12 protein-coding genes and 1 pseudogene are annotated in these 11,975 nt (G+C 67.4%); 4 read left to right on the top strand and 9 right to left on the bottom strand.

The annotated features are described in order from the left end of the window. Positions 1–489: 489 nt before the first annotated feature. Positions 490–675, top strand: a pseudogene (locus AB0C29_RS02870) (IS481 family transposase); the annotation flags it as partial. A gap of 281 nt (positions 676–956) precedes the next feature. Here the strand turns inward: AB0C29_RS02870 and AB0C29_RS02865 are convergent. From AB0C29_RS02865 to AB0C29_RS02825, 9 genes are all read right to left on the bottom strand, one after another. After that, positions 957–1,844, bottom strand: a complete 888-nt coding sequence (locus AB0C29_RS02865; protein WP_360814346.1) for a hypothetical protein — start codon at positions 1,842–1,844, stop codon at positions 957–959. Continuing rightward, positions 1,841–3,547, bottom strand: a complete 1,707-nt coding sequence (locus AB0C29_RS02860; RefSeq protein ID WP_360814344.1) for a hypothetical protein — start codon at positions 3,545–3,547, stop codon at positions 1,841–1,843. The genes AB0C29_RS02865 and AB0C29_RS02860 overlap by 4 nt, the downstream gene beginning before the upstream one ends. Before the next feature lie 27 nt (positions 3,548–3,574). Continuing rightward, positions 3,575–4,156 carry a hypothetical protein gene (locus tag AB0C29_RS02855; RefSeq protein ID WP_360814342.1) on the bottom strand — a complete coding sequence of 194 codons (582 nt, stop codon included), beginning with the start codon at positions 4,154–4,156 and terminating at the stop codon, positions 3,575–3,577. Between the two features lie 904 nt (positions 4,157–5,060). Beyond that, the gene (locus AB0C29_RS02850) at positions 5,061–5,300 is read right to left on the bottom strand and encodes a hypothetical protein (RefSeq protein WP_360814340.1); all 240 of its coding nucleotides are present in this window, start codon (positions 5,298–5,300) and stop codon (positions 5,061–5,063) included. Then, the gene (locus AB0C29_RS02845) at positions 5,266–5,553 is read right to left on the bottom strand and encodes a DUF6959 family protein (RefSeq protein ID WP_360814338.1); all 288 of its coding nucleotides are present in this window, start codon (positions 5,551–5,553) and stop codon (positions 5,266–5,268) included. The genes AB0C29_RS02850 and AB0C29_RS02845 overlap by 35 nt, the downstream gene beginning before the upstream one ends. Further along, positions 5,543–5,848: a hypothetical protein gene (locus tag AB0C29_RS02840; protein WP_360814336.1), complete on the bottom strand. Its 306-nt coding sequence runs from the start codon at positions 5,846–5,848 to the stop codon at positions 5,543–5,545. The genes AB0C29_RS02845 and AB0C29_RS02840 overlap by 11 nt, the downstream gene beginning before the upstream one ends. After that, the gene (locus tag AB0C29_RS02835) at positions 5,845–7,644 is read right to left on the bottom strand and encodes a S9 family peptidase (protein ID WP_360814368.1); all 1,800 of its coding nucleotides are present in this window, start codon (positions 7,642–7,644) and stop codon (positions 5,845–5,847) included. The genes AB0C29_RS02840 and AB0C29_RS02835 overlap by 4 nt, the downstream gene beginning before the upstream one ends. 36 nt (positions 7,645–7,680) lie before the next feature. Then, entirely contained in the window at positions 7,681–8,814 is a 1,134-nt protein-coding gene (locus tag AB0C29_RS02830) for a calcium-binding protein (RefSeq protein ID WP_360814334.1), read from the bottom strand. 48 nt (positions 8,815–8,862) lie between these two features. Continuing rightward, on the bottom strand, positions 8,863–9,735 hold the full coding sequence (locus tag AB0C29_RS02825; protein ID WP_360814332.1) for an SDR family NAD(P)-dependent oxidoreductase: 873 nt from the start codon (positions 9,733–9,735) through the stop codon (positions 8,863–8,865). Positions 9,736–9,854: 119 nt separating this feature from the next. Here AB0C29_RS02825 and AB0C29_RS02820 point away from each other — a divergent pair, with 119 nt between their 5' ends. The 3 genes from AB0C29_RS02820 to AB0C29_RS02810 form a co-directional block, all read left to right on the top strand. Beyond that, complete coding sequence (locus AB0C29_RS02820; RefSeq protein WP_360814330.1) at positions 9,855–10,421, top strand: helix-turn-helix domain-containing protein; 567 nt, start codon at positions 9,855–9,857, stop codon at positions 10,419–10,421. 42 nt (positions 10,422–10,463) lie between these two features. Continuing rightward, positions 10,464–11,210 (top strand): hypothetical protein, encoded by a 747-nt coding sequence (locus AB0C29_RS02815; protein ID WP_360814328.1) that lies wholly within the window; start codon positions 10,464–10,466, stop codon positions 11,208–11,210. Positions 11,211–11,252: 42 nt separating this feature from the next. Beyond that, positions 11,253–11,975, top strand: a 723-nt coding sequence (locus tag AB0C29_RS02810) for a phosphotransferase (RefSeq protein WP_360814326.1), incomplete at its 3' end; no start/stop codon positions are given.

The raw sequence follows: 11,975 nt of genomic DNA, 5'->3' as shown, positions 1-11,975 counted from the left end.
TCATGAGGCCGCGACGGAGAAATCGACCCATCACGGCCGATGCAGAAAAAGGAACCCTCGGTCGCCGGGGTGATCCACAGATCTGTCGCAGCTGCTCGGCGTCGGGGTCAGCCGAGACGGAAGGAGCCCGGCTGAAGTTGCCGTCATTCACCTCAAGCAGTGACGCCGCAACCACCCCTCTTCCGCTACCGGACGACGTGATCAGGCGACGCTCGTTGATCGCCTCCAAGCGAGAACGGCTGAGGGCAGTCGCCTTCCAGGTACGGTGGCCGGGTTGGTCGAGGTGGTGTGACCGCTCGATCTGACGATCAAGTCCGGCCCGAGGGCACGATTGCGGCTGGCCCGTCTCACCGTCGAGCGGTTGGTCACCCGCACGAGCAGCCGAACGCTCCGACGTGTCCGCGCACCGCCGCGAACTGGCCCGTCCGCTACCGCGAGCACAGCCAGAACGGTATGTCAGCCAGCTCGTCACGGCACAACCGAACACCGGCCACTGTGCACGCCGTGCTCGTCCGCGGCCGGATAAACCGGATCATCGGCGAGGCGATCCGGCGCTACGAACACCCGGCACCGGGCGACTCGCCGCACGTCGAGGTCAAGAAACTCGGCAACGTGCCCGACGGCGGCGGATCGCGCTACCTCAGCCGCCAAGCCGGCGATCGCAGTCGTCGCAGAGTCCGACCATCGCGCCGCAGACACCGAACCGGTTTCAACGCGTGTGACGCGATTCCGGGCCCTTGACATGTGGATCGGTCGTGTACTCGACGAGGCTCGCGAGCGTGATGAGCGATAACTCCGTCGAGTGGAGGGTCTGCTCTGGTTCACTCGGCGGACGCGTGAAGACGTGCCGCCTGCGGGTAGCAGCAAATCGGGAGTTCGGTTGCCATGCGCGAACCCGGCAGCCGGAGCCGGCCGTGCAACCTTCGGGAATCAGAAGGCATCCACGGAGCTACGCATCAGGATGGGTCAAAGGTTAAATGGGGGGCGAGCATCGCCATCACTGCAGCCGCGTTGTACGCAGCCAGGTCGTGATACTGGTGGCCCTTGTGTCTGTCAGCCGTATCAGAGATACCGCGGATAGTGAGCCAACCGCGCGGGCTGTCCCGCCCCATCCTCTCAAGGAAGGACTGTGCCACCCCAGCTGCTTCGGTCTCGACCGCCAGCACCTTTTCGTTGAAGGTCTTCAGCCACCACCGGATCTCCGACCCGGCGTCGGTCACCACGGCGTTGCCAGAGCCGATCGGGCCACGGTGGATCTGAAAGTCTTCCCCGCTGTAGCCCTGCAGCCGCGCAGGTGTTGTTGTGAAGAAGTCGTTGAGTCGGTGCGCGAGGGGTCCCGCCAGGCTTTGGGCTTGGCCGCGGTGGTGTACACCCTGAGGTGTCTCGCGCCGCGCGTCGTACGCGATCACCTCGTCAGAGATCACAACATCGCCGACGTGGACGTTCTGGCCCACACCCCCGGCGATGCCGACCAGCAGAACCGTTGACGGGTTGTACTCATCGACAAGCACACGATAAGCCAAGGCGGCCGAGTCGGTGCCCGGTCTCAGCGTCTGCATGGCTGCTATACGCACCCGCTGTCCGCCGGGTGCAGGAATCCATGCCTCCCGGGCGAGCGGGCCCTCTGGAAGGCGGCGCTCTGTGAAGTCGTGCATTCCCTGCAGCACCTCCCGCACCGCCCTGATCTCCTGGACGAGAACGGTCAGCACGCCGACGTCGGCGGAGCGCGCTTGCCCTGCGGACCCCGATCCCGGGAGGTGGCCAGCAGCGTTCGCGTTTCCGACGGTGCCGTAGTTGACCGCACTGCCGCCAAAAGTGTTCATACCCCCGTTGAAGTTGATCATGACTTCGGTCCCGCTTGAACGTTCGCGCCATGGACCGTGCCATAGTTTTTCGCCTCGCCGCCGAATGTCACCATCCCACCGTTGACGTTCAGGATCGATGAGGCCCGGTCGCGGTACTCAGTCGTGTCGACGCCTTGGGCGTCGAGGAAGTCGAGCACTGATGCGAGCATCCGGCGCTCGATCAGCTTTTGATATTTGACAACGTCCTGGATCTGGGCTCGCACGCGGGCTCCTTGCTCCATGCCGATCTCGCGAATAGCGATTCGGGCGCCGTAGTCGTACCCGCGTTCCAGCCGTAGCTGCTCCCCGGAGCCACCAGCCGAGCCGGCCACCAGGTTGATCACCGCTGCGGCCAGATTGATCGGCGCTCGCCAGATCGACCGGGGAGCATCGATGAACCCGTCCTTGATGGTGCGCAACCAGGCCATCGGGCCATTGTTCTCAGCCGTGTCGACGACCCGGTACTCCCTGCGACACGGCGGCAGCGCAGTGGTCGTGGATTCCAGATAAAGCGAGCGGCCCTGTACAGCGATGTGAACGTGAACCGTCGTGATGATCTCGCCGCCCCAGGAAAACACTTGGCAAGTGAGGTAGTGGCGTGCCGGCGTGGTGGGATGGCGAATGATGGCAGCAACCACGTCCCCAGGGGTGAACGGCGCGAGTTGGCTGACCTCGGTGCCAGCGAGGTAGATCCGGTCCTCTACCGTGAGTCCGGGGATTTGCTCTTCGGCCTCACCAGTCCGCACCAGCATGTGCATACAGCGTTTCACGTATTCGATGAGTTGGTGCGCTTGAAACGGCATCGGCTGGAACTCGCGAGCGTTTTCGGTCGCCTCGTCCACGATTGGATCGATGCCGCCCAAACCATGCTCGGCTGATTTTTGAGCCCGGACGAGGCGTTGCGCGAAACTCCACGAGTCGACGATCACCCCGGATCCGATGAATGGCTCGTAGTCGCCGTAGACCGTGGTGTTGCCGCGCTGCTGGCGGGCAATCTCGTCCAGTCGTGCAGTGTCTGCCGGCACGGTCAGTTCGCTATTAGGGGTAAGGCGGGCCAGCTCAGCCTGCCGCCATAGCGAAAAGCCGACCGAGAAAAGGATGATCAGCGATGTCAGCCACATGCCACCGGCCACCACTGTCGTTTCCGTCAAGTCGGCTTGCCCGAGGCCTTCGACCCCTGGAGAGTCTTCGACAGAATTCTTGATCAGTGCAAACGCGAACATGAAGCTCACGACACTGAACACGGACCAACCGACGAACAACAACAGCGTCCGTGGTCCCAGCGTGCCCAATGATACTGAATCGCCGTTGCGCAGAGCGCGGAACGTGTCCCGGGCCAGCCGATAGGTCGCCACCGCAATCTGCAGCTGAACGAGCATGGACAGTGCCAGAAACAGCGTCAGCATGGAAGCACTTGCGGCTATCAATACTGTGACCACAATCGCGATGTCGCGGAGTATCGCGCCATTGCGGGCCCGCAGGCAGTGGGCGAGCACCGGCACCACATCGAAACCATACGACGGCGCCACGATGCGCCGCGACTGGTAGTAAACCCAACGGAGTGCGGCGTTGCGAAAATCATCATCGAGGTACGCGCCGGCGCAAAGGTGACGCGTCGCCGTGGTCGGGTCTTCCGGGAATGGCGACGGCGTTGGCGGGCGCACGTGCTGGTGTGAGCTTGTGCGCTGGTGAGGAGATGTCATTGATTCTCCTGACGGTACGAGTCGGGGTTAGGTCGGAGACCGCAGGCGGCGTACCGCGCATTGGTTGTCACGGGAGTCGTTGGACAGCTCCGGGAAGCGCGAAGCGCACCAGGCTCGGACGCTGGCCGGGCCGGAGAAGTCACCGAGCGCGAGGGTGACGTAGAGGGGTTCACCGTTGAGCAGCTGACGCTTGCCGTACTGGTCGCTGCGTAGCAGCACCACGCGGACGCCGCTGTTCGCCGCTTCGCCGCGCAGCCGCTCATGCTCTGCGAGTATGTCGCTGGCCTGGAAGGTGTGCGAGCCAGCGGCCGTGGTCTGCAACGGATCGTGGATGCCTGGGTTCTTCGAGGCAAGCTGAGCTACGTACCGACCATCCAAGACGATTCGAGCGAAATCATCCCGAGCGATCTTCTCCAGGCGCGCCAGAGCCACGCTTTCCGTGTCGGTAGGCCCGTTTTCCGGGTTGCGTATCTGCGGGTCTGGAATCGTTGTCGTTTCCTCGACAAGTGGCGTGTACAACCCGGCGTCGCCTTTGAGGGACGTCGGCTCGACCGCAGATGGCGGCGGCTCGACCAGAGGTTGTTGTGGTCCTTCGTCGTTGAGACGCAACAGCCCTCCGGCTCCCCCGATGCCCAGGACTAGTAGGACCACGATCGCGGCACCGGTCACGACAAGTAAGGCTCGACCTCCTCGATTTGGCGGCCGGCGTCCGACGGGCGGTGGCCGAGAGACGATCCAAGGTGGCGGGTCGGCAGGAAGCGATTGATGTTCGTCGCTCATGGATATAACCATTCTGAGCAATGCAGGCAATACGGCAAAAACGAACCGTATCAGTCATTACGGATGGCCGCTATGCACCGTTGGGCTGATGTCAATCACCGATGATCGGCCATGGACGGTGGCGAACGGCGTGGTAAGCGTCGCCGACAAGGGTGCGCGCCTTCGATATTCGAAGACGAGCGATACCGTAGCCAGTCAGTCTTCCGTTTTTCTTCCGCTTGCCAGAGTTGCGCTTGTAAGGGGCGACTAGGCAGTCGTTCGGTTTACCCTTCCAGCCATTCGGCGGACCCCGGAAGTGGTGCGGCAATCCTGTAAACGCTGACGCCTGCGCCGGTACCCGTACGCAGCAGGTGGGCATCGGTACAGCCTGCGCCCGGTCAGCGCTTCGCCAGTTGCGCCCGCGGCAGCCAGACGATCAGCGTAGTGGGCCAAGGCAGCGGCCAGCTCGGCCAAGTAGGTCTCTCGATCAACGACGGTCAATGCACGCCATTGCTCGACGGATCCGCGGCTGATTATGCAATCAGCTCGTACTGCCCAGTTCCCCTCAACGCCCACGCGTGGACGCTCCCTATCCGGCCAGACGCGGCATGTCAGTGCCCTGGTCGACGATGACCAGTTCGCGCGTCATAGCAAGGAGTTCGGTCCCGGCAGCCAGTGCGTCATCGTCGCGGTCGCCCGCAGGTAGCGACCTTCAAAGCTCGAGCGTCCCGATCAAGAGTGGTAAAGACTTCTCTCAATTCGTCGTCGCCAGTTTCCGGTAGAGCGCGATCGACTTGTTCGCGGCGGCGAACGCCTCGGGTGTGCGGGCCGCCTTGGCGAGGACACGGGCATGGAAGCCCAGCAGCCATGCCGTAATAAGTGGTTCGATCACCGACTGTCGATCCCAGCCTCGGTGGTCGGGCTGCTGCTCGTCGACAAAGGCGCCGGCACGCTGTATCTCAGCCGAGGCTCTTGCGGCGATAAGGTCGCTCAACGTCGCGCTCCTCGAGCACTGACTCGTAGAAGTGCAGCATCTGAGCCAGCTCCTCAACGGCGGAATCCAGGTCGTCCCACGCCTCCGCGTCATCCCGCGCGTGGCTCAATCGACTGACCGCACCAGCGAGCTGCCGCTGAAGCTCCGCGAACGTGTCGCCTTGGATGTGGAGTCCCGGAAAGGCGCGGCCGTTCAGCTGCGTTACCGCGACGTTCCCGTCACGCGCCAGAACCCGCGCCTGCTCATCGGTCACGTCCTGATGATTGCAGCACGCCGGCCGTTTCCCGGTCCGGGTGGCCCGGAATCACGAGCTGCGACGGAGAAATCGACCGATCACGGCCGATGCAGAAGAAAGAACCCTCGGCCGCTGGGGGTGATCCACAGATCTGTCGCAGCTGCTCGGCGTCGGGCTCAGCCGAGACGACAGGAGCCGGGCTGGAGTTGCCGTCATGCACCGCTGCTGCGCGCATGACAACGCCCACCGCGACCGCTGCCAACGTCAGTACACCGATCGCGACTCCTGAGCGGATGCGGGGTGTCAGGGTCATTCAAGCCACCGGTCGAACCAGTCCCGGGTACGCCGCAGCACGTCAAGCTGGTGACCACGTCCCCGGATCGCGTGCTTCTCCCCCGGATAGACCACATACTCCTGCTCCACCCCATACCCCCGCAGCGCCCGGTGAAAAAGCTCCGCCTGTGATACCGGAACGTTGGTGTCGTTCTCGCCGTGCAGAATCAACACAGGCGTGCGCACCTCACCGGCGTACGAGATCGGGCTCTGGCGGCCATTACTTCCGCTGAGGGCGGCCTCGAACCGCCCTTCCTCCCCGGTCTCGGCCAGCATTTCCCAATCGCTGATGCCGGCGCCCATCACCGCCGCCTTGAACCGGTCCGTCTGTCCGACCGCCCAGGCCGCCATGAATCCGCCGTGACTCCAGCCGCCGATGCCCAGCCGGTCCGGGTCGGCCACCCCGTCGGCGATGAGCCGGTCGATGCCGGCGCAGATGTCGGTCCACTCCTCCAGCCCGACCGCCCCGGCGACCCGGACCGCGAAGTCGTGGCCGTGGCCCATGCTGCCGCGCGGGTTCGGCAGGAACACCGCGTATCCCGCGGCCGCCAGCCATTGGCCGGACGGATCCCAGCCGAGTTGGAGCCGGTCGGCGTGCCGGTCGTACGGGCCGCCGTGGACCAGCGTCACGAGGGGGAAGGGGCCGGATCGGCCGGGCGGCAGGATCAGCAGACCGTCGACGTCCAGCCCGTCGGATGCCTTGTACGACAAGCGTCGCTGAACGCCCCACCGGACGTCACCCAGCTCAGGCCGGAGGTTGGTCAGCCGGGTCAGCGGCCCACTGACCGGGCCGGCGTGGACGTTGGCCGGCTCGTAGGACGTGCTGACCACCGCCGCAACGGTTTCGCCGGTCCGGTTCGTGGTCAGCGACGTTGCGTGGCCCTTGATCCGGGAGATCTCGACGAGGTGGTGCCCGGCCGGATCCAGCCGGTGGATCGCCGTGTCGAGCCCGTCGGCGACCAGCACCAGCGGCGGACCGGTGTCCACCTGGACCAGGCCGATCGGGCAGACGGTGGTGCCGGCGGTCACGCTGCGGTGCTCGCCCACCGGTACGGCGACCTCGAGAACCGCTCGCCCGCCCACCAGGAACGGCGGGGTCTTCGCGAGGTACGCCAGGTGCCAGCCGTCCTCGGTGGGCCACCAGACCGGTGACGACGCGTCCGCGGCGGCCGGACCCAGATCCTGCGCCGTGCCGCTGACCGGATCGAGCAGGTGCAGACCGGGTTCGAGCAGACCCGGGTCCACCTCAGGCGTCGACCAGGTGAGCACGGCCAGCATGCCGTCGCCGGGCCGCTCGACCACTTCGACGACATGGCGATCGCCGAACGCATCAGGTGTCCGTAGCTGCCCGCTGCGTACGTCGAGCAGCCGTAACCGGTGCGGGCTGACCTGGGCGTCGTTCTCCGCTGAGGCCGCGATCACGACGACCAGGTCCGGATCGGTCAGCGGGAGGTGAGCCGACACCCCGCCCGGCCACGACGTGATCGTCTCCACGACTCCGTCGAACAGCCCGGCCCGGCACACCTGCGCCGTGCCGCGCTCAGCTCGGTCAGCGAGAAAGTAGACCGTCAGCGAGTCCGCGGCCCACCGCGGCCCCGCCTCGTTGCTCTCCCCCGACGTCAACCGTCGTGGCGGCTCGCTGCCGTCGGCCGCCGCCACCCAGAGCTCGCTGATCGGATGGTCACCGGACCGCCCGGCCGGCGCGACCACGTAGGCGATCCACCGGCCGTCCGGCGACAGCGCCAACGCGCGCGGAACGCGGCCGTCGACCACCATGTCGGCGGTGAGCCGGGTGTGAGCCACCGGGGCAGACTAGCGCTCGCAGTTGGTGCTGGTGTCCGGGCTGTAGGCGTGGCACTCGTCGCCTGTCGCGGCGTTGGCGCCGCCGTCCAGGGTGTCCGCCGCCGTCTTCTCCTCCCAGCCGAAGAGCAGGTCGTCGCCCGCGTCGCCGTACAGCTGGTCCCGGCCTTCCCCGCCCTCCACCAGGTCGTCGCCGCCCCCGCCGTGCAGCACGTCGTCGCCGGCGTAGCCCTGCAGCTGGCCCGGCCCGTTGTTTCCGGTCAGCCGGTCCTTGCCGCGGCCGCCGATGATGGTCTCGATGTCGGCGCCGACGGTGTCGTGCTCGCCGGCCTGGCCGTCATCACCGGTGGCCCCGTCCGCGTCCACCGTGACGCCCGCGGTCCGGTCGAAGTAGGAGACCGCGTCGATGCCGGAACCGCCGAGGAGAACGTCGGCGACGAAGGGCCCGGATTCGTCGCCGCCCATCGTGTCGTTGCCGGCGCCGCCGTCGAGGTGGTCCCGGCCCTTACCGCCGGAGAGGCCGTCCGTGCCATTGCCGCCGTACAGCTTGTCGTCGCCGTCGAGGCCCTCGAGGGAGTCATCGCCCTTGCCGCCGTACAGGATGTCGCGGCCGGCCCAGCCGGCCAGCATGTCGTTGCCGTCACCGCCCGACAGCATGTCGTTGCCGGTATCGGCGTCGAGCTTGTCGTTGCCGCCCAGGCCGTAGAGCTTGTCGGCACCGGACATGCCGAACAGTGTGTCGTTGCGCGAGCCGCCGACCAGCCGGTCGTTGCCGGAGCCGCCCTCGGCGCTCATCGGCAGGGCGGCGTTGTTGACGACCGAGTCGTTGCTGTCGTAGAGCCGGACGGTAACCCGTTTGGGGCCGTTCTTGACGGTGCAGCGGACCTTGGTCTTGTCGCCCTTGACCGCCTTGCAGCCCTTGCCCGCTTTGACCTTGACCCGGTCGTCGACGGTCACGACCTTGCCCTTGCGGGTGATCACCACCCGGTTGACGACCTTGGTGCCGGCGCGGAAATGCACCGTCGTACCGGAGACCGAGGCGGCGCCGTCGGTGCCGGCCGCGACCGCCGGCAGGGCGAACGCACCGAACGAGACGGTGGCGAGCAGGGCCGCGCCGGCACGGGCGACGCAGTTGGCGTTGATCACGTGGCTTCTCCCCGGCAGCCGGCGGCGTCGATACCGCGCGGGCCGTGATCATAGACGGCGGCGTGTCAGTTCGAGGGAGACGTTCCAGAGGTGGCGCGCATTGTCGGCGTCGATCGCGTACGGGGCGATCCCCCGACGGATGCCCGGTACGAAGGGCTCCGCCTCCTGGCAGTCCTCGAAGTACCTGCCCGTCACGCCCTCGACGAGTGGCGATGCGGCAAGAAGCACTGAGGTTGCGGCGCCCTGGGCGATGCTCTTCTCGGACACTCCCGTCCGGCCGGACGGATCGAATGCTTGCGGCGGCGTCTCGAGGTGACGCCCGAGGTTCGTCTGCCAGATCCGGCCCGGGTTGAGGGCGTTCACGGCGATGCCGTCGCCGGCCCAGCGCCGGGCGGCCTCCACGGCGAACAGGATGTTCGCGGTCTTGGACTGGGCGTACGCGAGCCACGGGTCGTACGGCTCCTTGGTGAAGTCGAGGTCGTCGAAGCGGACCGGCCCGTTGACGTGTCCGACGGAACTGACCACGACGACGCGGGCATTACCGGCCGCCTTGAGGGCGTCGTGCAGGCCGAGCGTGAGGGCGAAGTGGCCGAGGTGGTTGGTGGCGAACTGCAGTTCGCGGCCCTCGGCGGTGCGCTGCTCGGGGGTGGCCATGATGCCGGCGTTGTTCACGAGGATGTGCAGCGGCCCCGACCAGTTGCGCACGAAGTCGGTGACGGAGGCCGGATCGGCGAGGTCGAGCCGAGTGCGGACCGCGATGGTGACGTCGGCACCGGCTGCCGCGAGGGCACGGGCCGTCTCCCGGCCCAGACCGCCGGCGCCGCCGGTGACGATCGCGCGCCGGCCGGTCAGGTCGACGCCGGCCAGGACGTCGTCCGCCGTCGAACTGGCGCCGAACGGTGTGGTGATGCGAGCTGTCATGACGCTCCCTCTCCGCGACCCGGCTCAGAGCGCCGGGCGTGACTAGAATGCAAGCGGAGTCGGGTCCGCTTATCGGTCGAGCGTAAGCGGAGTCGGGTCCGTTTGCCAAGGAGGAATGTATGCGCGCGGACGCCCGGGCCAACCACGACCGGCTGCTGGAGGTGGCGGCGCGCAGCTTCGCCCGCGACGGCGCCGACGCGTCGCTGAAGGCCATCGCCGCCGAGGCCGGGGTGGGCATCGGGACGTTGTACCGCCGTTTCCCCACCCGGGAAGACCTGATCGAGGCGACCTACCGCAGCGAGACGACGCGTCTGTGCGAGTCGGCGCCGCGCCTGCTCGACGACCGCATTCCGCTGGCCGCGATGCGCGAATGGATGGAGCAGTTCGTCGACTACATGCTCACCAAGCAGGGCATGGCCGACGCGCTACCGGCGATCCTGGCCACCCGCGAGGGTCTGCGGCTGCACAGCCGCGAAGCACTCGGCGACGCCATGGAAACGCTGCTGAACGCCGGTGTCACCGCCGGCGAGTTCCGGGCCGACATCGCGGCCGCCGATGTCCTGATGGCCCTGGGCGGGATCACGCTCATCGGGGGCCACGAGCGTCAGCGCGAGCTGGCCTCGCGGCTGATCTCGCTGCTGCTGGACGGCCTGGTCGCCCACCGTACGAGCCCCGCCACGCGATAGGCGACGGCCGCGTCCGGTTGCTCGTGGCAGCGTTGATCACCGGTGAGCGACCTGAGAACCGACGAGTCCCTGACGACCGGCACGCAGGCGCGGCAGCCGGTGACCGCCGCGGTCGGTGGCGCGTTCATCCTGGTCTGCGCCGTGGCCATCGCCGGTGCGGTGGCAGCGACAGACCACGTGCTGACACCCGACGGTCCGGCCCGCCGGTTGGACTACCCGGCGGCGACCTGGCCGTTGCTGCTCGCGCTCGCCGTCGCCGGCGTGACGGTCATGGCGCATCACCGTTGGGCTCGCGCCGCGGCTCTGCTCGCTGCCATCGTGGCCGCCCAGCTGGTCGGCATCGGGCTGATCGCCATCCGGGCCTGGTTCGACATCAAGGGCTTCGGCGGATCGGGCAGTCTCACCGCGACCCACATCACCTGGGCGGCCGCCGGAGCGCTGGCCGCGGCCGCCGCCACTACATCGGCCGCCGCACTGGTGTGGCGCGAGCCCGTCGACGGCTGGCGCAGCCTCGTCCCGGCCCGGCCCATGCTTGTCGCCGCCGGCGTGGCGGTGCTCGGCCTGCTGCCGCAGCTGTGGGACGCGGCAGACGAAACCGGCGACATCACCGGGCTCCACCAGATCGCCACTCTGACGTACTCGCTGCCCTGGGGGGTCGGCCTCGTCGTCGCCGGCTGGGTCCGTGGCCGTTCCGCGGTCGCCGTCACGGTTTCCGCGCTGCTGTTCGCCATGTTCATGGTGGCCACGAACATGCTCGGCTACTACTCCACCTACCCGCTGGGCGACTGAAACTCGGTGTCTAAATCTTGGCAAGCCCGATACACACGGTAGATGCGTGAAGAGACCCTGCCCGGCGGTAACACCACTGGTGCCGTACTCATCGACGGGCTTGTCCACAAGCGGGCCTCGCCGTGGACCGCGACCGTGCATGCTGTGTTGCGGCATCTGGAGGATGCCGGTTTTGCCGGCGCTCCGCGCGCGCTCGGCTTCGACGACCAGGGCCGGGAGGTGCTCACCTATCTGCCGGGAGAGACGGTCGGTGACCGGGAGCCCTCGCCCGCCTGGACGTCGGCCGATTCGATGCTGGCCCAGGTCGGCCGGTGGCTGCGCGGTCTGCACGACCTGACCGCCGGCTTCACGGCGCCGGCGGACGAGTGCTGGTTCATCGGTGGCGCGATGGGTCCCGGTCTCGTGGTCGGGCACCAGGACGCGGCTCCCTACAACGCGGTGGTCGACGGTGACCGGCTGGTCGGCTTCTGTGACTGGGACATCGCCGGCCCGTCGTCGCGGGAGTGGGACCTGGCGTTCTCCGCGCTGTCCTGGGTGCCGCTCGCGTCGCCGCGCGACGGTGCCGGCTTGAGCGGCCCGGAGCTTCGGGAGCGGTCGCGGCGGCTCCATCTTCTGCTTGACGCGTACGGGTATGACGGCGATCGGCTCGCGTTCGGTGCTGTGGTACCGGAGCGGGCCCGGCGGCAGGCCGGGGTGATCCGCAGCATGGCCGGCGCCGGGGATCCGGCGTCGATCGCGCTGCTGCCCATCGCGGAGCTTCTCGAA

The sequence above is a fragment of the Actinoplanes sp. NPDC048791 genome (assembly GCF_040650095.1).
Classification (GTDB): Bacteria; Actinomycetota; Actinomycetes; order Mycobacteriales; family Micromonosporaceae; genus Actinoplanes.
Note: the sequence above shows the minus strand (reverse complement) of the source record. Positions and strands in the feature narration are given on the sequence as shown.